Source organism: Pseudomonas sp. FSL L8-0168 (assembly GCF_037976155.1).
Taxonomy (GTDB): domain Bacteria; phylum Pseudomonadota; class Gammaproteobacteria; order Pseudomonadales; family Pseudomonadaceae; genus Aquipseudomonas; species Aquipseudomonas paracarnis.
This window is the reverse complement of the sequence record NZ_CP150262.1, coordinates 5618905-5639215: the sequence shown is the minus strand read 5'-3', so window position 1 is coordinate 5639215 and position 20311 is coordinate 5618905. Positions and strand designations below refer to the sequence as shown.

At 62.2% G+C, this 20311-nt stretch carries 16 protein-coding genes; 11 read left to right on the top strand and 5 right to left on the bottom strand.

Annotation, left to right across the window (positions count from 1 at the left end):
- Nucleotides 1-45 precede the first annotated feature (45 nt).
- From tcyJ to MHH62_RS25825, 10 genes are all read left to right on the top strand, one after another.
- Nucleotides 46-840 carry a cystine ABC transporter substrate-binding protein gene (gene tcyJ / locus MHH62_RS25870; protein WP_014716462.1) on the top strand — a complete coding sequence of 265 codons (795 nt, stop codon included), beginning with the start codon at nt 46-48 and terminating at the stop codon, nt 838-840.
- Nucleotides 840-1505: a cystine ABC transporter permease gene (gene tcyL, locus MHH62_RS25865; RefSeq protein ID WP_003187646.1), complete on the top strand. Its 666-nt coding sequence runs from the start codon at nt 840-842 to the stop codon at nt 1503-1505. The genes tcyJ and tcyL overlap by 1 nt, the downstream gene beginning before the upstream one ends.
- A 3-nt stretch (nt 1506-1508) precedes the next feature.
- The gene (gene tcyN / locus MHH62_RS25860) at nt 1509-2255 is read left to right on the top strand and encodes an L-cystine ABC transporter ATP-binding protein TcyN (protein ID WP_014716461.1); all 747 of its coding nucleotides are present in this window, start codon (nt 1509-1511) and stop codon (nt 2253-2255) included.
- Between the two features lie 372 nt (nt 2256-2627).
- Nucleotides 2628-3416, top strand: a complete 789-nt coding sequence (locus MHH62_RS25855; protein WP_032901776.1) for a hypothetical protein — start codon at nt 2628-2630, stop codon at nt 3414-3416.
- A 185-nt stretch (nt 3417-3601) separates the two neighbouring features.
- Nucleotides 3602-4843, top strand: a complete 1242-nt coding sequence (locus MHH62_RS25850) for an SfnB family sulfur acquisition oxidoreductase (RefSeq protein ID WP_339232131.1) — start codon at nt 3602-3604, stop codon at nt 4841-4843.
- A gap of 40 nt (nt 4844-4883) precedes the next feature.
- The gene (locus MHH62_RS25845; protein WP_339232130.1) at nt 4884-6077 is read left to right on the top strand and encodes an SfnB family sulfur acquisition oxidoreductase; all 1194 of its coding nucleotides are present in this window, start codon (nt 4884-4886) and stop codon (nt 6075-6077) included.
- On the top strand, nt 6077-7435 hold the full coding sequence (locus MHH62_RS25840) for an LLM class flavin-dependent oxidoreductase (RefSeq protein WP_014716457.1): 1359 nt from the start codon (nt 6077-6079) through the stop codon (nt 7433-7435). The genes MHH62_RS25845 and MHH62_RS25840 overlap by 1 nt, the downstream gene beginning before the upstream one ends.
- 138 nt (nt 7436-7573) lie before the next feature.
- Nucleotides 7574-8389, top strand: coding sequence for a MetQ/NlpA family ABC transporter substrate-binding protein (locus MHH62_RS25835; protein WP_038448479.1), 816 nt, complete (start codon nt 7574-7576; stop codon nt 8387-8389).
- Nucleotides 8386-9501: an ATP-binding cassette domain-containing protein gene (locus tag MHH62_RS25830; protein ID WP_032901774.1), complete on the top strand. Its 1116-nt coding sequence runs from the start codon at nt 8386-8388 to the stop codon at nt 9499-9501. Before MHH62_RS25835 ends, MHH62_RS25830 begins: the two co-directional genes overlap by 4 nt.
- On the top strand, nt 9491-10135 hold the full coding sequence (locus MHH62_RS25825) for a methionine ABC transporter permease (protein WP_003187635.1): 645 nt from the start codon (nt 9491-9493) through the stop codon (nt 10133-10135). The genes MHH62_RS25830 and MHH62_RS25825 overlap by 11 nt, the downstream gene beginning before the upstream one ends.
- Nucleotides 10136-10137: 2 nt before the next feature.
- Here MHH62_RS25825 and MHH62_RS25820 read toward each other — a convergent pair whose 3' ends face one another.
- Nucleotides 10138-11241, bottom strand: coding sequence for a hypothetical protein (locus MHH62_RS25820; RefSeq protein ID WP_339232128.1), 1104 nt, complete (start codon nt 11239-11241; stop codon nt 10138-10140).
- Nucleotides 11242-11417: 176 nt separating this feature from the next.
- Between MHH62_RS25820 and MHH62_RS25815 the strand changes: the two genes are divergently transcribed.
- Entirely contained in the window at nt 11418-12044 is a 627-nt protein-coding gene (locus MHH62_RS25815) for a class I SAM-dependent methyltransferase (protein WP_019819876.1), read from the top strand.
- A 574-nt stretch (nt 12045-12618) separates the two neighbouring features.
- Here the strand turns inward: MHH62_RS25815 and MHH62_RS25810 are convergent.
- From MHH62_RS25810 to MHH62_RS25795, 4 genes are all read right to left on the bottom strand, one after another.
- A complete protein-coding gene (locus tag MHH62_RS25810; RefSeq protein ID WP_339232127.1) occupies nt 12619-14808 on the bottom strand; it encodes a glycoside hydrolase in 2190 nt (729 codons plus the stop codon).
- Nucleotides 14809-15052: 244 nt separating this feature from the next.
- The gene (locus MHH62_RS25805; RefSeq protein WP_339232126.1) at nt 15053-18118 is read right to left on the bottom strand and encodes an efflux RND transporter permease subunit; all 3066 of its coding nucleotides are present in this window, start codon (nt 18116-18118) and stop codon (nt 15053-15055) included.
- A complete protein-coding gene (locus MHH62_RS25800) occupies nt 18115-19185 on the bottom strand; it encodes an efflux RND transporter periplasmic adaptor subunit (protein ID WP_072434707.1) in 1071 nt (356 codons plus the stop codon). Before MHH62_RS25800 ends, MHH62_RS25805 begins: the two co-directional genes overlap by 4 nt.
- A complete protein-coding gene (locus tag MHH62_RS25795) occupies nt 19182-20264 on the bottom strand; it encodes an efflux RND transporter periplasmic adaptor subunit (RefSeq protein WP_038448469.1) in 1083 nt (360 codons plus the stop codon). Before MHH62_RS25795 ends, MHH62_RS25800 begins: the two co-directional genes overlap by 4 nt.
- Nucleotides 20265-20311: the final 47 nt, after the last annotated feature.

The following is a 20311-nucleotide window of genomic DNA, read 5'->3' as shown; positions in this document are numbered from 1 at the left end:
ACCGCGTCACCTGCTTCGCTCACCATAAAAACACAGGGGCTCTCCATGACTATTTCCGCATTTCGTCGCACGCTGTTGGTTGGCACTTTGGGCCTGGCGCTTGGCGCTGGCTGGCTGGGCCAGGCGGTTGCCGGCGAGCAGTTGAACACCATCAAAAAGGCCGGCGAGATCAAGATCGGCCTGGAAGGCACCTACCCACCGTTCAGCTTTGTCGATGAAAGCGGCAAGCTCAGCGGTTTCGAAGTGGAATTGTCCGAGGCACTGGCCAAGGAGCTGGGCGTCAAGGTCAAGCTGCAAGCCACGCCATGGGACGGCATCCTTGCCGCGCTGGAATCCAAGCGCCTGGACGCCGTGGTCAACCAGGTGACCATTTCCGAAGAGCGTAAGAAAAAATACGATTTCTCCAAGCCTTACACCGTGTCCGGCATCCAGGCGCTGGTGCTGAAAAAGAACGTCGACTCGATCAAGAAAGCCGACGACCTGGCCGGCAAGAAAGTGGGTGTGGGCCTGGGCACCAACTACGAACAATGGCTCAAGGACAACCAGCCTAAAGCTATTATCAAGACCTACAACGACGACCCGACCAAGTTCCAGGACCTGCGCATCGGCCGCATCGACGCCATCCTGATCGACCGCCTGGCCGCGCTGGAATACGCCAAGAAGGCCCCCGACACCGCCGCTGCCGGCGACGCCTTCTCCCGTCAGGAATCCGGTATCGCCCTGCGCAAAGGCGAGCCTGAATTGCTCGACGCAGTCAACAAGGCTCTGGACAAACTGCGCGCCGACGGCACCTTGAAGACGCTGTCCGAGAAGTACTTCAACGCTGACGTCACTCAATAATGGAAGCAGGTTTCCAACTCGCGCTGGACTCCGCGCCCTTTCTGCTCAAGGGCGCGTACTACACGGTAATCCTCAGCCTCGGCGGGATGTTTTTCGGCCTGTTGCTGGGCTTCGGCCTGGCCTTGATGCGCCTCTCGCGCTTCAAGTTGCTGAGTTGGACGGCCCGGGTCTACGTGTCGTTCTTTCGTGGCACGCCGTTGCTGGTGCAGCTGTTCCTGATCTACTACGGCTTGCCGCAAGTGGGCATCGAGCTGGACCCTATCCCTGCTGCCATGATCGGCTTTTCGCTGAACATGGCTGCCTATGCGTGTGAAATCCTGCGGGCCGCCATCGCCTCCATCGAGCGTGGCCAGTGGGAAGCTGCTGCCAGTATCGGCATGACCCGTGCGCAGACGTTGCGCCGGGCCATCCTGCCCCAGGCGATGCGCACGGCGTTGCCGCCTTTGGGCAACAGCTTTATTTCACTGGTCAAGGACACGGCGCTGGCCGCCACCATCCAGGTGCCCGAGCTGTTCCGCCAGGCCCAACTGGTGTCGGCGCGTACCTTCGAAATTTTCACCATGTATCTGTCCGCGGCCCTGATCTACTGGATCCTGGCGAGCATCCTGGCGCATCTGCAAAATCGTCTGGAAGACCGGGTCAACCGGCATGACCTGGAGTCTTGAAGCATGATCGTGGTTGAAAAACTGACCAAACAATTCAATGGTCAGGTGGTGCTCAACGGCATCGACCTGGAGGTCAAGGAAGGCGAAGTGGTCGCCATCATCGGCCCCAGTGGTTCCGGCAAGACCACCTTCCTGCGCTGCCTGAACTTCCTCGAAGAACCCACCAGCGGTCGTATCAAGGTGGGTGACATCGAGATCGACAGCAGCAGGCCGCTCAACCAGCAACAGGGCCTGGTGCGACGCCTGCGCCAGCATGTGGGCTTTGTGTTCCAGAACTTCAACCTGTTCCCCCACCGCACCGCACTGGAAAACGTCATCGAAGGCCCCATCGTGGTCAAGAAGATGCCACGGGAAGCGGCGGCCGAACTGGGGCGCAAGCTGTTGGCCAGGGTCGGCCTGGCAGGCAAGGAAGCGTCCTACCCAAGGCGGCTGTCCGGCGGCCAGCAACAGCGTGTGGCGATTGCCCGCGCATTGGCCATGGAGCCGGAGGTGATCCTGTTCGACGAACCCACCTCGGCCCTCGACCCGGAACTGGTGGGTGAAGTATTGGCGACCATTCGCAGCCTGGCCGAAGAAAACCGCACCATGGTCATCGTCACACACGAGATGAGCTTTGCCCGTGATGTGGCCAACCGGGTGATCTTTTTCGACAAGGGCGTGATCGTCGAACAGGGCGAAGCCAAGGCGCTGTTTGCCAACCCCAGGGAAGAACGTACCAAGCAGTTCCTGAGCAAATTCCTCGCCCACTGATGTTCTGTGTGGGAGCTGGCTTGCCTGCGATGCAAGCGCCTCGGTGTAGCAGTCCAACCGGGGTGATCCTATCGCAGGCACGCCAGCTCCCACATAAGCGAGGCCCTACAGGGAGTCGCCATTCCACCCCGTAAAAGACCCCGCCGCCTGCCCCCTGAGGTCCCCCCTCCCCGTCAGACCCGTCTGAATCTCGCCAAACCCACCGTTTAGCCCTTTGCCTCCATTGACGCTCCTTGGCCAACCCTCTTATCTAGCGCCTTGAGGATTGGATCCTATCCCGGCTACTGACTGAATCGTGCCTTTCGACCCCCCTTGCGCCTGTTCGTCGAGGTTTCGGAACGATTGCTGCTGGCTGCACCAAGGAGATTACTTATGACACACGCTCAAACCTCGGCCACGCTCCGTGCCCCAAGGCTGCCCCAGGCTATTGGAAACGGCATCAGCGCCCTGGCCTCCGCCCACTTGCAGGTCGACATTTCACCCTACCCGAGCATGGAAGAAGGCGACCTGATCGAACTGTTCTGGAACAACTGCTTCGCCGCCTCGCGCAAGGTGACGGCGTGCAAGATCGGCACGTGCACCCACCTGTGCGTACCGCAGAGTTTTGTGCAGGACGGACCGGCACGCGTCCACTACCAGGTCTTGCAGATCGGCCATGGCCCGATGCGCTCGGCGGTGACCCTGGTGCGGGTCAAGACCAACTACCCCGGCGGTCAGCCTTCGCCGCGCCTGAACCCTGAAGGCAGCGATGAAAACCAGAACCTGGCGCCCGTGAACCTGCCCGAGACGATCCGCCGCCATGGCGTCAACAGCAGCCAGGTAAGGCGCGGCATTCCGCTGACCATCGAGCCTTACCTGAACATGAGCACGGGCGATGCCATCACCTTGCGCTGGGGCGATGTACGCCTGGACCTGCCCCGCATTCAGGCTCAAAGCGTCGGCCTGGCGGTGCAGGTGTGGGTGCCGCCCCACGTGATTGTCGAAGCCGGCGACGACTGCCGGTTGGAGGTCACCTACTGCATTCTCGATCGCGTGGGTAACAACTCCCGCTGGGCGCCCGCCCGCACGCTGCGCATCGCGGCCTGCACACCGCCCCGCCCAGCCTCGCCCGCGCCAGGCTATCAACCGCGTCGCTTCGGTTCACCCTGTGAACCGGGGTGACAGCCCTTCTATGCATATTCCTAAAAGTTAGTTTATTTAAATAATTAACACGCTTAGGGTATATGCACCGGACCACCGGACATTCCTGATTTTTCTGTTTATTTCATTGAATGCGAGGTCGGTATGGTCAGAATTACCCCGGTGCGCAACGCCAGGGCATTGCGTGCAGCCAAGGAGCGGCGCTGATGTCTAACTTGGCTCTAACATCCCCCCAGAGTGATGTGGACGTAGCTCCCCAGCTGTTGCCCGCCACGGTGCTGCGCAACGACGCCCAGGCGCTGAGCGCCGCCCACGAGCTGGCCCAGGCTGCGCGTGCGCAGGCCGCCCAGCGCGACCAGCAACGCAAACTGCCCTGGGCGCAGCTCGAACAGTTCACCCGCAGCGGCTTGGGCAGTATTTCCATTCTCCGCGAATACGGCGGCCCCCAGGTGTCGTTTGTGACCCTGGCCGAAGTCTTCGCGATCATCAGCGCGGCCGACCCGGCACTCGGGCAGATCCCGCAGAACCATTTCGGCATCTTGCACGTATTGCAGGGCACCGCCACCGAGCGTCAGAAAAAGCAGCTGTTCCAGAGCGTGCTCGACGGCTGGCGCATCGGCAACGGCGGCCCGGAACGCGGCACCAAAAATACTCTGGAGCTCAAGGCGCGCCTCACGGCCGAAGGCGACGGTTACGTGCTCAGCGGCCAGAAGTTCTACTCCACAGGCGCCCTGTTCGCTCACTGGGTGGCAATCAAGGCCCTGAACGATGACGGCAAGCAGGTCATGGCTTTTGTACGTCGCGGCAGCGAAGGGCTGCGCATCGTTGATGACTGGTCCGGCTTTGGCCAACGTACCACCGCCAGCGGCACCGTGCTGCTTGATCGCGTAGCGGTGGACCCGGACCTGGTCATCGACAACTGGCGCCTGGGCGAAAGCCCGAATATCCAAGGGGCCGTGTCGCAACTGATCCAGGCCGCCATCGACGCCGGCATCGCCCGGGGCGCCCTCGACGACGCCATCGCCTTCGTGCGTGAGCGTTCGCGCCCGTGGATCGACGCCAAGGTCGAGCGAGCCAGCGACGACCTGTATGTGATCGCCGATATCGGCAAGCTGAAGATCGAACTGCACGCCGCCGAAGCCCTGCTGCGCAAGGCAGGCCAGGTGCTTGACCAGGTCAGCGCCGCGCCGATCACCGCGCAATCCGCCGCCCACGCCTCGATTGCCGTGGCCGAAGCCAAGGTGCTGACCACCGAAGTGGCGTTACAAGTCACCGAGAAGCTCTTTGAACTGGCGGGCAGCCGCGCCACCCTGGCCGAATTCAACCTTGACCGTCACTGGCGCAATGCCCGGGTTCACACCCTGCACGACCCGGTGCGCTGGAAGTACCACGCCATCGGCGCCTATCGGCTCAACGGCACCTTGCCGGCTCGTCATTCGTGGATTTAACCAACCAGAACACTTTTTCCACGAGCTTCTGGAGAAACTCATGACCCTTTCTCACCCCGTCGCGGTCATCACCAGCGACGAACAAGCGCTTATTGTCGCCAGCGATCTTGCTGAAGACTTGCGCCGCGACAGCGCCCAACGCGACCGCGAACGCCGCCTGCCGCTGCCCGAGCTGGACGGGTTTTCCCGCTCTGGCCTGTGGGGCATCAGCGTGCCCAAGGCCTACGGTGGCGCGGGCGTGTCCAACGTCACCCTGGCCAAGGTCATCGCACTGATCGCCCAGGCCGATGGCTCGTTGGGCCAGATTCCGCAAAACCATTTCTATGCCCTCGAAGTACTGCGGGTGAACGGCAGCCCCGAACAGCAGCAACGCCTGTACGCCGAGGTATTGGCTGGCCAACGCTTTGGCAACGCCTTGGCGGAGCTGGGCACCAAGACCGCACACGACCGCATTACCAGCCTCACCCGCGACGGCGATGGTTTTCGCATCAACGGGCGCAAGTTCTACGCCACCGGCGCGATCTACGCCCAGCGCATCCCCACCTCGGTGGTGGATGAAAACGGCGCCCAGCACCTGGCCTTCGTACCGCGTGACAGCGAGGGGCTGACGGTGATCGATGACTGGAGCGGCTTCGGCCAGCGCACCACCGGCAGCGGCTCGGTAGTGTTCGACAACGTGTGGGTCGCGGCGCAAGACGTGGTGCCGTTCCAGAGCGCCTTCGAACGCCCGACTACTGTCGGCCCGCTGGCGCAGATCCTTCACGCAGCCATCGACACCGGCATCGCCCGCGCAGCCTTTGAGGATGCCTTGCATTTTGTGCGCACCAAGACCCGCCCGTGGATCGACGCCGGCAACGACAAGGCCACCGAAGACCCGCTGACACTCAAGAGCTTCGGCCACCTGAGCAGCCGCCTGCACGCCGCCGAAGCCTTGCTGGAACGCTCGGGTGAATTCCTCGACCGCGCCCAGGCCGACAGCAATGCCCAGACCGTCGCCGCAGCCTCCATCGCCGTTGCCGAAATACGCGCCCTGAGCACCGAGATTTCCCTGGCGGCCGGCAGCACCCTGTTCGAACTGGCCGGCAGCCAGGCGACCCTGGCCGAACACGGCCTGGACCGCCACTGGCGCAACGCCCGGGTGCACACCCTGCACGACCCGGTGCGCTGGAAATACCATGCGGTTGGCAACTACTACCTCAACGATGAAAACCCGCCGCTGCGGGGGACCATCTGATGAGCAAAAAAAAGATCCTGCTCAATGCTTTCAACATGAACTGCATCGGGCACATCAATCACGGTTTGTGGACTCATCCACGGGACAACTCGACCGAGTACAAGACCCTCGAATACTGGACTGAACTGGCGAAGATCCTGGAGCGCGGGTTGTTCGACGGTTTGTTCATCGCTGATATCGTCGGCGTGTATGACGTGTATCAGGACTCCATCGACGTGCCGCTCCAGGAGTCGATCCAGTTACCGGTCAACGACCCGTTGCTGCTGGTGTCGGCCATGGCCGCCGTTACCCAGCACCTTGGCTTCGGCCTTACCGCCAACCTCACCTATGAGCCGCCGTACCTGTTCGCCCGGCGCATGTCGACGCTGGATCACCTGAGCCGTGGCCGGGTGGGTTGGAACATTGTCACCGGCTACCTCGACAGCGCCGCCAAGGCCATGGGCCTTACCGAACAGGTCGAGCATGACCGGCGCTACGACCAGGCCGATGAATACCTGCAGGTGTTGTACAAGCTCTGGGAAGGCAGTTGGGAGGACGACGCGGTGCGCAACGATCGCCAAGCGCGGGTGTATGCGCAACCGGGCAAGGTGCACAAGGTAGAGCACCACGGCGAGTTCTATCAGGTGGAGGGTTACCACCTGTGCGAGCCCTCGCCCCAGCGCACGCCGGTGCTGTTCCAGGCCGGCAGTTCCGAGCGCGGCTTGCTGTTCGCCGGGCGGCATGCCGAGTGCGTGTTTATCAGCGGGCAGAACAAGGCCGCGACCAAGCGCCAGGTGGACAAGGTGCGCGCCAGCGCAGTGGAGGCTGGGCGCAACCCGGACGACATCAAGGTGTTCATGGGCCTGAACGTCATTGTGGGCGCCACTGAAGCGTTGGCCTGGAACAAGCACGCCGAGTACCTCAGCTACGCCAGCGCGGAAGCCGGCGTGGCGCACTTCTCGGCCTCGACCGGGATTGATTTTGCCCAGTACGCGTTGGACGAACCGATCCAGTACGTCAAGAGCAACGCGATCCAGTCGGCCACCCAGAACCTGCAGAACAACGACTGGACCCGGCGCAAATTGCTCGACCAGCACGCCTTGGGCGGGCGCTATATCACCCTGGTGGGCTCGCCTGAACAGGTGGCCGATGAGCTGGAATCCTGGATCAGCGAAACCGGGCTGGATGGTTTCAACCTGACGCGCATTGTGACGCCGGAGAGCTATGTGGATTTCATTGAGCTGGTGATACCGGAGTTACAACGACGGGGCTCGTACAAGACGGAATATGCGCAGGGAACGCTGCGGGAAAAAGTCTTTCACGACACGGCTCGCTTACCCAACCAACACACCGGCTCTACCTACCGCCACGTTGTTTGATCGTTCCCACGCTCCGCGGGGGAATGCCTCTTGGGCGCTCTGCGTTCGCTTTGGGGACGCGGAGCGTCCCTGGCTGCATTACCACGCGGAGCGTGGGAACGATCTCGCTACCTAAGACCTTATGACTGGAAAACCACTATGAAAAAGACATTCTTAAACAACCCAGTCAAAGCACTGGCCCTGGCCTTCGGCTTATTCAGCTCGGCGGTATTCGCCGCCGATGCACCGTTGAAAATCGGCACCACCGCTGCCTTCGCCATTCCGTTGGAAGCCGCCGTAGAAGAGGCCGGCAAGCAGGGCCTGAAGGTCGAACTGGTGGAGTTCACCGACTGGATCGCGCCCAACGTCAGCCTCGCCGCCGGCGATATCGACGTGAACTACTTTCAGCACATCCCCTTCCTGGAAAACGCCAAGGCCGCCGCCGGGTTTGACCTGGTGCCGTACGCGCCGGGCATCATCAACAACGTCGGGCTGTATTCGAAAAAATACAAAAGCTTCAACGAGCTGCCCGCAGGCGCCAGCGTGGCGATTGCCAACGACCCGATCAACAGCGGGCGCGGCCTGCAACTGCTGGCCAAGGCCGGGCTGATCACCCTCAAACCGGGTGTGGGCTACAAGGCCACCGAAGAAGACATCGTCGCCAACCCGAAAAACATCAAGATCCTGCAAGTGGAAGCGGTGCAACTGGTGCGCGCCTATGACGACGCCGATCTGGTGCAGGGCTACCCGGCGTACATCCGCCTGTCCAAGACCTTCGATGCCGAGTCGGCACTGCTGTTCGACGGCCTCGATCATCCGGAATACGTGATTCAGTTCGTCATCCAGCCCAAGAGCAAAACCGACCCACGGGTGATCAAGTTCGTCGATATCTACCAGCACTCGCCAGTGGTGCGTGCAGCCTTGGACAAGTCCCTCGGCAAGCTCTATCAGGTTGGCTGGGAAGCTAAACCATGAGTGCCGCCAACGCCCGATTGCACGATCTGGCCCCTGCGCCCAGCCACGCGGAACAGACTGAACTGCACCCGGACTTGAACCGCGCCCATGTGCGGTTCATCAACCTGGGCAAAACCTATGACGGCACGGTGCATGCGCTGCAAGGCATTGACCTGGCGATCCAGCGGGGCGAAGTGTTCGGCATCATCGGCCGCAGCGGCGCCGGCAAGTCGTCGCTGATCCGCACTATCAATCGCCTGGAACAACCCAGCAGCGGACGGGTGCTGATCGACCAGGTGGACATCGGCAGCTTCGATGAAGACCACCTGGTGGCGCTGCGGCGACGCATCGGCATGATCTTCCAGCACTTCAACCTGATGTCGGCCAAGACCGTGTGGCAGAACGTCGAGTTGCCGCTCAAGGTCGCCGGTGTGCCCCAGGCACAACGCGCGCGAAAGGTGCATGAACTGCTGGAGCTGGTAGGCCTGCAAGACAAACACAAGGCGTACCCGGCGCAGCTGTCCGGCGGGCAGAAGCAGCGCGTCGGCATCGCCCGCGCGCTGGTGCACGACCCCGAGATTCTGCTGTGCGACGAAGCCACCTCGGCCCTCGACCCGGAAACCACCCAGTCGATCCTCGGCCTGCTGCGCGAGATCAACCAGCGCCTGGGCCTGACCATCGTGCTGATCACCCATGAGATGGCGGTGATCCGCGACATCTGCGACCGCGTAGTGGTGCTGGAGCACGGGCGTATCGTCGAGCAAGGCCCGGTGTGGCAGGTGTTTGGCGATCCGCAACATGAGGTCAGCAAGACCCTGCTCGCACCGCTGCAACACGGCTTGCCGCCAGAGTTGCAACGCCGCCTGCAACCCACGCCAGCCTCGGCCGACGCCGCACTGGTGCTGCGCCTGCAGTTCACCGGCAGCGACACCCTGGAGCCAGACCTCGCGGCGCTGTTCAGTGCCCTCGGCGGCCGTGTGCGTTTACTACAAGGGGGCGTGGAACGCATCCAGGGGCATGCCTTGGGGCAACTGCTGCTGGCGGTGAATGGATCGCCGCACAACGCCGAAGAACTGCGCAAACGCGCGGCCAACTGGGCACAACAGGTGGAGGTGCTGGGCTATGTGGTTTGATCGTTTAGTGCAGGGGGCCATCGACACCTTGTTGATGGTGGGGGTGTCATCGCTGATCGCGCTGCTGGTGGGCATTCCGCTGGCGGTGTTCCTCGTCACCAGTGACAAGGGCGGCATCTACCAGGCACCGGCGCTTAACCGCGTGCTGGGAGCGTTCGTGAATCTGTTCCGCTCCATTCCGTTTCTGATCCTGATGGTGGCGCTCATCCCGTTCACGCGCCTGATCGTCGGCACCACCTATGGCGTCTGGGCCGCAGTGGTACCGCTGACCATCGCCGCCACGCCGTTCTTTGCACGCATCGCTGAAGTGAGCCTGCGCGAGGTCGACCATGGCCTGATCGAAGCCGCGCAGGCCATGGGTTGCCGCCGTTGGCACATCATCTGGCATGTGCTGTTGCCAGAGGCGTTGCCCGGCATCGTCGGCGGCTTCACGATCACCCTGGTGACCATGATCAATTCATCGGCCATGGCCGGAGCAATCGGCGCCGGTGGCCTGGGCGATATTGCCTACCGCTATGGCTACCAGCGCTTCGATACGCAGATCATGCTCACCGTGATTGTGTTGCTGGTGGTGCTGGTGGCGGTGATCCAACTGAGTGGGGATAGGTTGGCGCGGGTGTTGAACAAGCGCTGACGTCACGGGCACTCATCCAGTTGGGCAACACTGGCACGGGGCACGAAGGTGATGGTTTTTTCCTTGGCCTGCCAGGGCCGCACGATATAGCTGCCATCCGAGTCGGCCATCACTCGCAGTTTTACGCTGCGCTTGGGGTTGTCGGCGTCTACCAGCGCGCCGGGAACCTGGGCCTGCGCCGTCCAGGTCATCAAGGTACAAACGCGCCCTCCCGAGGCGGATCCTTGCAGCGGCAGGCCGCCCAACTTGGCCCCACTCGCCGGGATCAGCCCGAGTAAAACGATGAGCGCAAAGGCCACCAATGAGGCGAACGCCACCGGGTTTTTCTGGACGCGCATGCGCACCACCAGGCAGGCGGCGCTTCCCTGGATCAGGAACAGCACGGCCATTTCGGCAGCCATGAACGGCGCAAAGAACACGGCGCTGTCGGAGTACTCGCTGAAGGCGCGGGAGACCGGCACCGTCACCATCAGAATGACCACCATTTGAATGGCCCCGGCGCCAGCACTGGCCAGCCAGAACTCGCCGGACAACTCACGCAGAGCAACATGGGCGGGGCGCGCACGAATAATGATGCCGACATAGGCCACTACCGCCGCCATGATCGCTACGATCCAACTGAAAGTCAGCAAAAACCCACTTTCGGCGTTCACGGACAGGTATACGGCGGACATCCAGAACACAAACATCACCAACAGGCTGGCCGCCCAATGTCCCAGTAACCTCCTGTGCTGGGCCGTCTCTTGCGGCGACTGCGGGCTGAGATTGAGTTGATCACTCAGACGCACACCTGTGCCGTTCAGGCGTGTGAACAAGATGAACGTGGGCACCAGGATCGATGCACCCATCATGCCGATCACAAATACCAACATGGCGAACATCGCTGGCAATGCGGTGAACGCCGACGCCGACAAGATACTCAGCGGCACCTTTTCCATCTGGATGTACTGGTACAGGTATAGGCCTGCCACCGAGAGAATCCCCACCGTCAGCGGCCAGGCACGCTCATTGAGCCAGAACAGCCCATTGCTCAATCTCGTGGCGTATTGGTCGACCTTGTTCGGCGCGGTGTGGTTGCCAACGGTGGGACGTTTTTCCTCTTCCATGGATGTATAACCCTCTGCAAATGAAGGCCGAATCTTACCCACAATTTCCCGTGACGGTCTGTCGGATGCGCACACTGCGAGCGCCATGAAGTGCCCTACAGCGGATACACGGTTTTCAACTCAAGAGTGGGCCGGGGTATAGTCCAACCACCTCAGCCGCAGCCGTGCGCCATGCCATGAAACTTGCTCCCGACGACCTCAACCAGATCACCTCCACCACCCTGGGCCATTACAACAAGGTGGCCGAAGACTTCCGTGAAGGCACCCGCGATCACGATGTGAGCCAGAACGTCGACGCGCTGCTGCGGCATATCCAGGGCACGCCGCCGTTCACTGTGCTGGATTTCGGCTGTGGGCCAGGGCGGGATTTGCAGACGTTTACGCGCATGGGGCATATCGCCGTGGGCCTGGATGGCTCCGAACGTTTTGCGCAGATGGCCCGCGAAGACAGCGGCTGTGAGGTGCTGCAGCAGGACTTTCTCAAGCTGGACCTGCCCGCCGACCGCTTCGATGGCGTGTTTGCCAATGCGGTGCTGTTTCATATTCCCAAGCAGGAGTTGCCCCGAGTGCTCAAAGAGCTGCACGGCGCGTTGAAGCCTGGGGGCGTGCTGTTCAGCTCGAACCCTCGGGGCGAGAACCAGGAGGGCTGGAATGGGCCGCGGTATGGCTCTTATCACGATCTGCAGGCCTGGCGGGCCTTGCTGACCGCAGCCGGGTTTGAAGAGTTGGAGCACTACTACCGGCCGGCCGGGTTGCCGCGGGAACAGCAGCCTTGGTTGGCGAGTGTATGGCGTAAGATTTAGTGCTGCATCGCCTGTACCTGCCTCATCGCAGGCAAGCCAGCTCCCACCTTTGGAATGCATTCCCTTGTGGGAGCCGGGCTTGCCCGCGATGACGCCGTAACGGGCAGCGTTATTTCACCTGATACACCACCGGCTCCCACCTTTGGAATGCATTCCCTTGTGGGAGCCGGGCTTGCCCGCGATGGCGCCGTAACGGGCAGCGTTATTTCACCTGATACACCATCGGCTCCCACCTTTGGAATGCATTCCCTTGTGGGAGCCGGGCTTGCCCGCGATGGCGCCGTAACGGGCAGCGTTATTTCACCTGATACACCACCGGCTCCCACCTTTGGAATGCATTCCCTTGTGGGAGCCGGGCTTGCCCGCGATGGCGCCGTAACGGGCAGCGTTATTTCACCTGATACACCACCGGCTCCCACCTTTGGAATGCATTCCCTTGTGGGAGCCGGGCTTGCCCGCGATGACGCCGTAACGGGCAGCGTTATTTCACCTGATACACCACCGGCTCCCACCTTTGGAATGCATTACCCTGTGGGAGCCGGGCTTGCCCGCGATGGCGCCGTAACGGGCAGCGTTATTTCACCTGATACACCACCGGCTCCTCGCCCTCCACAAGCACCGTCACACTGCGCCCGGCATACCCCTCTTTCTCCACCACCGAAAAATTCGCCACCAGCCGCGTCCCGTCTGCAAAGGTGGTTTGCTGCAGCTGTTTGTCCACCGTCAGCCAACGGAAATCCGTCATTTCCTGCGTCGCCAGGCGCTGGTGCAACGGCCGGAAGAAGCGGTCCTGGCGCTGAATAATCGGCAGCCTCGCCTTGAGCGTCGCAGCACTGAGGTGGTACAGCGGCGGCACGTTGTAGAGCAGTTGGGTCAGCTCATTGTCGCCCTGCACATTGCTCAGTTTGAGGCTGTCGAACAGCCAATGATGGGTGGTGATCACCGAGCCGTGGAACACCGCCTGATACAACGGCACGCGCATCGTCGGTTCGAAATACAGCGTGCGAAACGGCTCCTTCAACGGCACCGATTTGAAGAACACCGCCGGTTGCTCCGTGGGGTACCAGTTGCCTACGAAGTACGGCGACTGCGGGTCCTGGGTCATCTCGCGGTCACCCCAGCCGATCACCGGGGTCTGCATGCCGTGGGCAAACAGGATGCCTTGGGCAGTGATCGCGTTGCCGTCTTCGGAGCCTGTGACCAGCTTCGGCACGGTGTTGATCCAGCGGGAAGCATCGATATTGCCTTCGGCGTTTTGTGCCTGAGTCATGCTGGCGTTGCTGCGATAGCTGTCGAACAACATGCTGGTGGCGTAGGCATCGAGAAACCAGGCATTGAAGCCAGCCTTGGCGTGTACTGCCTTCACCCGTGCCTCCAGCAGCGGCCGCACACAACGTGGATCCGTGTAGTGGCCGGACTTCTGGAAACCGGTTTTCAGCTTGCCGTCTTTCAACACGATCGCGCAGTCGCGGTAGGCCTTGGCGCCCAGGTGGGCAGTGGTCCAATCGGGGTTTTCGGTGGAGGACAGGGCCGTTTCGTAGGAGTCGTAAGGCGCCATCAGAAAACCGGCTTCCACCCCCGCGCGAATCGCTTCGGGATGCCAGAGGCCACCCTCCCAACCTTCGCCCAAGGTCAGCAGCAGACGCTGCAGCCCGGCGTCGCGCAGGGTTTGAATGGTGCTACTGCCCCAGGTCTGCGGGCTGTCACTCAAGGCTCCCGCAAAGTCCACGGCCAGTTCACTGCGCAGCTCACCATAACGGGCGGCAAGGCGGGTCATATCTGGCTCTTGCACTTGCCAGGCCTGCCGGGCCTTGGTGTTGATCGCCGCGTTGAGGCCGCGCAGGAGCACGGTTTGTTCATAGCGATTCAGTGCAGCGGACTGCGCCAGCAGCTGTGCGCTCTCTTTGTCCATCAGGCTCTTGAGTTCATGGCTGCGCAGCCGTTGGATCAGTCTTGGCCAATCACGCACATCGCCCAAAGCCAGCAGGCCGTTGTCCCAGAGGTACACATGGCTGGCGCCCAGCAGTTTCTGGGCTTCGGGTGTTTGCCGCAGTTTGTCCGCCAACGGCTCATAGCGGCCCTGCTCCACCAGCCACTGGCGGTAGCGCTTGGCACCAGCCAATGGGTCGGCATCGTCCAGGTACAGCCGCAGCGTCATCGGCGCATCAGGCGCCAGCGAGGTGAATTCATGGGCCGCGGAGAGCGCCAGGCCGTTGCCGTCGGCTTGCCATTGCAGGCGGTTGTTGTAGGGGTTGGTCAACAGCCAGCTCAAGGTGAAGCCACCGTGATCCACGCCCCACAGCGGCAGGCTCAGGTCTTGGGTGGTATTGAACTCGCCCCGCTCCAGCAGAAACGTCTTCCAGATGGCATTGCCGGCAGGCACGTAATGCCCCTCGGCCAAGGGCCAGATCAACCCTCGCCCCATGGCCTCGGCAGGCTGACGCAGCAGGGCCAGCTCACCGGGCTCGCGGGCGTTGATGGTCAAGGCCAGGTCGCGCTGTTGCAGGCGGGCGGTCAGGCGATAGGCGCCGTTGTCCCATTGCCAAGTGGCTTGATCAGGCGTGTTCTGCAATTGGCTGACGGCATGCGAGGCCACACCACTGGATGCCTGCACTGAAGCCTGGCCTGCGGGTGTCACGCGCAGCGCCAGGGTGGCGGGGTCGAGTTCGACGCGCCACAAGGCATTTTCCAGTACGGTGGCGGCGAAGGCAGACGGTGCAAGGAGCAACGCGCAAAACAGCAAGGTGAAACGCAGGCACTGCATGAGGATCGACCTGGGTTTGGAATGAGGACCAGAGGGTACAACATGCAGTAGCGAGCCAGGACGACATGGGGATTTTTCAGAAACTTCACACAGTCTCAACCAGAATGAAGATCCAAATGTGGGAGCTGGCTTGCCTGCGAAAGCGACAGTTGAGTCACAGATGCAGCGACTGATACACCGCCTTCGCGGGCAAGCCCGTTCCCACAGGGGGTTTGCGCTTAACCGGCAGCCCCCTCTCTCAGTGTTAATCCTGTTGTGGCTGATGTTCGTGTTTCGGCTCGCGGATCTTGTACCAGGCCACATACAGCGCCGGCAGAAACAGCAACGTCAGTAACGTCGCAATGATGATCCCGCCAATCATCGCGTAGGCCATCGGCCCCCAGAACACTTCCCGCGCAATCGGGATCATGCCCAGGCTCGCGGCGGCGGCCGTCAGCAGAATCGGCCGACGCCGGTGTTCGGTCGCTTCCACCACCGCGTCCCACGGCGTGTAGCCGGCCTCTTCGTACTCGTGGATCTGTGTGACCAGAATCACCGAGTTGCGGATGATGATGCCGATCAGCGCCAGGATCCCCAGGATCGCCACAAAGCCCATGGGCGTGCCCGTGGGGATCAACGCCAGCACCACGCCGATCAGCCCCAGTGGCGCAACGCTGGCCACCAGGAACATCTTCTGCACGCTGTGCAACTGAATCATCAGGAACGTGGCCATCAGGAACAACATCAACGGCACCACGCTGGCAATCGGGCCCTGGGCCTTGCCACTTTCTTCCACGGTACCGCCGGTGGCGACTTTGTAGCCCACCGGCAAGCCTTCGCTGAATTTCTCGATGGTCGGCGCCAACTGCTTGACCAGGTCGGTCGGCTGCATCTCATCGCGCACCGCGGCCTTGATGGTAATCGTCGGCTTGCGGTCACGACGCCACACCAGCGGCTGCTCCAGTTCGTAACGCACCGTGGCAAAGGCCAGCAATGGAATCGAGGTGCCATTGGGCGTAACAATCTGCAGATTCTGCAAGGTTTCCGGCGTACCGCGCTCGGCATCCTCGGCGCGGCCGACCACGTTGATCAGGTAGATATCGTCGTGCACCTGGGTCACCGCCGCGCCGCTGACCACGCTGTTCATCAACTGCGCCACGTCTTCCGACGAAAGCCCCAGTTGCCGCGCCTTGTCCTGGGCGATGTCGACGCGCAGCACTTTGCCCGGCTCGTTCCAGTCGTAGATGATCTCGCCCAGGTGGGTGTTCTGATCCAGCAAGGTCGCCAGTTCAATGGCGTGCTTGCGCACCTGGTCGGTGTCTTTACCAGAGACGCGGTACTGGATCGGCCGCCCGACCGGCGGGCCCATTTCCAGCGGCTGCACGTAGCTGCCGATACCGACAAAATCCTCGCGCAGGCGTTTCTGCAATCGAGCAATCAAGGCACCGCGCTCTTCCAGACCTTTGCTGACGATCACCAACTGCGCGTAGTACGGGTTCTCCAGTTGCTGGTCCAGCGGCAGGTAGAAACGAATCGCGCCCTGGCCGATGTAGGTGCTCCAACGGGCGATATCCGGGTCGTCCTTGATGATCGCTTCGAGGCGGTCTACCGCCTTGCGCGTCTCGTTGATCGAGGCGTTTTGGGGCAGGTTCAGGTCGACGAGAATTTCCGGACGGTCCGACGACGGGAAGAACTGGTTCTGCACAAATTGCATGGAAAATACCGAGGCCACGAACAGCGCCACGGTGATGCCAATCGCCCACCAGCGGTTGCGCATGGCCCACAGCATGCCGCCATTGAAGGCACGGCCAATGCGCCCTGGCTCGGCGTTGTGCGGTTTCACATTGGCGCTGAGGATATGCACGCCGATCACCGGCGCAAACAGCACCGCCACCACCCACGACACCAGCATCGCCACGGCAATCACCGCGAACAGGGTAAAGGTGTACTCGCCCGCCGAACTGGCGTTGAGGCCAATCGGCACGAAGCCGGCCACGGTCACCAGCGTGCCGGTGAGCATCGGGAACGCCGTGGAGGTATAGGCGTAAGTCGCCGCCTGTTCCTTGGTTTCGCCTTTTTCCAGGCGCGTGATCATCATCTCCACCGTGATCATCGCGTCATCCACCAGCAGGCCGAGGGCGATGATCAACGCGCCCAGCGACACGCGCTGCATGGTGATGCCGCTGTATTCCATGAACACGAATACCAGCGCCAGCACCAACGGAATCGAGCACGCCACCACCAACCCGGCGCGCATGCCGAGGCTGATAAAGCTCACCACCAGCACGATGATCACCGCCTCGAACAATGCGCTGGTGAAGCCGCCGACCGCCTCTTCCACCACTTCGGCCTGGTCGGACACCTTGTGCACGCCGACGCCCACCGGCAGGTCGGCGGTCAGCTCGTCCATGCGCCCGTGCAGGGCCTTACCGAACGACTGGATATTGCCGCCCTTCTGCATGGCGATGGCCAAGCCAATCGCCGGTTTGCCGTTGAAGCGAAACATCGGCCGCGCCGGGTCCACATAACCACGGCTGATGTCGGCAATATCCGCCAGCCGGTAGAAACGGTCATTGAGGCGCAGGTTGACGTTGGCCAGGTCTTTCTCCGAGGCGAACTGCCCGGAGGTGCGCACGGAGATGCGTTCCGGCCCGGCCTCGATCACCCCGGCGGGGGTCACGGCGTTTTGCGATTGCAGGCTTTGCACGACCTGGCGCTGATCAATCCCCAGGGCCGCGAGTTTGCGCGTGGAGAAATTCAGGTAAATCACTTCGTCCTGCTGGCCGATCATCTCGACCTTGCCCAGCCCTGGCACCGAGCGGATTTCGGCGCGCACCTGTTCCACGTAGTCACGCAACTGGCGCATCGACAGGCCATCGCCGGTAAAGGCATACACCGAGCCGAACACGTCACCGAACTCATCGTTGAACGATGGCCCCTGCAAGCCCTGGGGGAAGGTCCCACGAATGTCATCGATCTTTTTGCGGACCTGGTACCAGATCTCCGGGATGGCCTTGGCACTGGTGGTGTCCTTGAGGAACACGAACACCGTGGACTCGCCGGGCCGGGTGTAGCTTTTCACATAGTCGAGAGAGTCGAGTTCCTCGAGTTTTTTCTCGATACGGTCGGTGACCTGCTTGAGGGTTTCTTCCTGGGTCGCGCCCGGCCAGCGGGTCTGGATCACCATGGTCTTGATGGTGAACGACGGGTCTTCTTCACGGCCCAGGTTCATGTACGAGAACACGCCCATCAGCAGCGCGACGAACATCAGGTACCAGACGAAGGACTGATGCTTGAGGGCCCAGTCGGATAAGTTGAAGCTCCCTTTCATCGCGGGCTGTCCTCGTCGATTTTGACTTTTTGCCCAGGTTTCAGGCTGTTCACGCCGGCGGTGACAATGCGCTCGCCGGGTTTGACGCTGCCATTGAGCAAGGCGCTGCGGGCATCACGGCTGATAACCGTGACCTCGCGGGGTTGCACGGTCTGGCTCTGGGTGTCGAGCAGCCAGATACGGGTCTTGCCGTCCACTTCCTGCAAGGCGCTCAGGGGCAGTTCGATACGCGGGGCGATGGCGGTGCTCAACGTCACGCTGATTGCCGTGCCCAGGCGGAACGCGGGCGGGGTTTCGGCCAGGCTCAGGCGTGCGCGACGGGTGCGCGTGGCGCTTTGGGCCTGAGGCTCGATCTCACGCACCACGGCGGTGGTGTGCACGCTGGGGTCCAGTTGCCCGGCGACCAGGAACACCACATCGGCAGGCAAGCGTTCAGCCAGGCCGGCGGGCAGGTCGATCACCGCTTCCTTGATGTCCGGACGGGCCAGGGTCACCACCTGCTGGCCGGCGCTGACCACTTGGCCGGCCTCAGCGTTCCAGGCAGTGACGATGCCGGCATGGTCGGTGCGCAGTTCGGCGTAGTTGAGTTGGTCCTTGGCCTGGTTGACCGAGGCACGGGCCTGGTCAAGGGTCGCCTGGGTGGTTTTCAGGTCGGTCTGGGCCACATCCAGCTGAGCCTGGGCGCCGACGCCACGGTTGAACAGTTCCTGTTGCCGCCGAGCGTTGGCCTGGGCGTTGATGAACTGCGCCTGTACGCGCGCCAGGTCGCCCTGGGCAGCGCGTAATTGGTTCTGCTGGTCGGTGGGGTCAAGCACGGCGAGCAAGGCGCCCTTCTCCACCTCGGCGCCGACATCCACGGCGCGACGGGCGATGCGGCCGGGCACACGGAAACCCAGGTTGCTTTCATAGCGGGCCTGGATGGTGCCGGCGAAACGACCCAGGTTTTCCTGGTCTTCGGCCCTCACTTCCATGGACAGCACCGGGCGTATGGGTTCGGGCGGTGCCTCTTCCTTGGAGCAGGCCATCAGCAACAGGCTGGCGGCGACAATCAGCGTCAATTGCTTCATGGCTGCGCTCCGGGTTGGGCGATCTCGACGACCATGCCGGGGTGCAGCAATTGCCCACCGGCTATCACGACTTTTTCACCGCCTTTGAGACCCTCGCCGATGATCACTTTGCCGGTGAGGTAGCGCGCCACGGTGACCTTGTGCAACTGCGCCTTGCCTTCACCGTCCACCAGCCACACGGCCGGCTCGCTGAGGTCTTTGGTCAGGGCCGACCAAGGCAGCTCGATGCTCGCCTTGGCCGGGCCATTGGCGGTGGCACTCACCACCGACCCCAGCTCCATACCCTTGGGCAGGCTTTGCAGGGCGATCTTCACTTGGACGGTGCCGGTATTGGCGGCCACGGCGGGCGTGACTTCGCGGACTTTGCCCACGGCCTTGATGCTCGGGTTGTCCAGCAGGCTCACCGTAATCGGCGCGTCGGGGGGCGGCTCCACCAGCAGGGACTCATACACGTTGAACACGGCGTCACGCTCGCCATCGCGGGCGAGGCTGAAGATCGGCACGGTGGCTTGTACCACTTGGCCGACTTCGGCCTGGCGCGCCGTGATGATCCCAGGGGCATCGGCGATCAACGCGGTGTAGCCCAACTGTTCGCGTGCATTGGCCAACTGCGCCTGGGCAGCGGCCAGGGCACTTTGACTGCTGCGCAGCGCGGCCTGGGCGGCGTCGTATTCGCTGCGGCTGGTATAGCCTTTGGGCAAGAGTTTTTCCTGGCGCACGAAGGCGGCGGCGGTCTGCTTGACCCGCGCCTGCTCGGCCACAACCTGGGCCTGGGCCGAATCGACGTTGGTTTGCAGGTCCTTAGGGTCGAGCTTGGCCAAGACTTGCCTGGCCGTGACGCGGTCGCCTACGTCAACCATGCGCTGGATGATCTTGCCACCCACGCGAAAGGACAGATCGGTTTGCACGCGCGCCTGGATATCGCCGGTCAGCGTGACCGCCGCGGCAAAATCCGCTGACTGCACGGTTTGCACGAACACCCGCGAATGCTGCTTGGGCTCGGCTTTGTCCTGGCCACAGCCGCTGAGCAGCGCCAGGAGGCCAAGGCTGAAAATAAATGTCGAGGTGCGACCGCCCATGCAGGCTCCTTTTGCGTGATGCCGACGTTCAAGTGTGTATGCGACTG

Coding starts and splice junctions, on each gene's coding strand:
- tcyJ (WP_014716462.1), top strand. CDS start 46: ATGACTATTTCCGCATTTCGTCGCACGCTGTTGGTTGGCACTTTGGGC.
- tcyL (WP_003187646.1), top strand. CDS start 840: ATGGAAGCAGGTTTCCAACTCGCGCTGGACTCCGCGCCCTTTCTGCTC.
- tcyN (WP_014716461.1), top strand. CDS start 1,509: ATGATCGTGGTTGAAAAACTGACCAAACAATTCAATGGTCAGGTGGTG.
- MHH62_RS25855 (WP_032901776.1), top strand. CDS start 2,628: ATGACACACGCTCAAACCTCGGCCACGCTCCGTGCCCCAAGGCTGCCC.
- MHH62_RS25850 (WP_339232131.1), top strand. CDS start 3,602: ATGTCTAACTTGGCTCTAACATCCCCCCAGAGTGATGTGGACGTAGCT.
- MHH62_RS25845 (WP_339232130.1), top strand. CDS start 4,884: ATGACCCTTTCTCACCCCGTCGCGGTCATCACCAGCGACGAACAAGCG.
- MHH62_RS25840 (WP_014716457.1), top strand. CDS start 6,077: ATGAGCAAAAAAAAGATCCTGCTCAATGCTTTCAACATGAACTGCATC.
- MHH62_RS25835 (WP_038448479.1), top strand. CDS start 7,574: ATGAAAAAGACATTCTTAAACAACCCAGTCAAAGCACTGGCCCTGGCC.
- MHH62_RS25830 (WP_032901774.1), top strand. CDS start 8,386: ATGAGTGCCGCCAACGCCCGATTGCACGATCTGGCCCCTGCGCCCAGC.
- MHH62_RS25825 (WP_003187635.1), top strand. CDS start 9,491: ATGTGGTTTGATCGTTTAGTGCAGGGGGCCATCGACACCTTGTTGATG.
- MHH62_RS25820 (WP_339232128.1), bottom strand. CDS start 11,241: ATGGAAGAGGAAAAACGTCCCACCGTTGGCAACCACACCGCGCCGAAC.
- MHH62_RS25815 (WP_019819876.1), top strand. CDS start 11,418: ATGAAACTTGCTCCCGACGACCTCAACCAGATCACCTCCACCACCCTG.
- MHH62_RS25810 (WP_339232127.1), bottom strand. CDS start 14,808: ATGCAGTGCCTGCGTTTCACCTTGCTGTTTTGCGCGTTGCTCCTTGCA.
- MHH62_RS25805 (WP_339232126.1), bottom strand. CDS start 18,118: ATGAAAGGGAGCTTCAACTTATCCGACTGGGCCCTCAAGCATCAGTCC.
- MHH62_RS25800 (WP_072434707.1), bottom strand. CDS start 19,185: ATGAAGCAATTGACGCTGATTGTCGCCGCCAGCCTGTTGCTGATGGCC.
- MHH62_RS25795 (WP_038448469.1), bottom strand. CDS start 20,264: ATGGGCGGTCGCACCTCGACATTTATTTTCAGCCTTGGCCTCCTGGCG.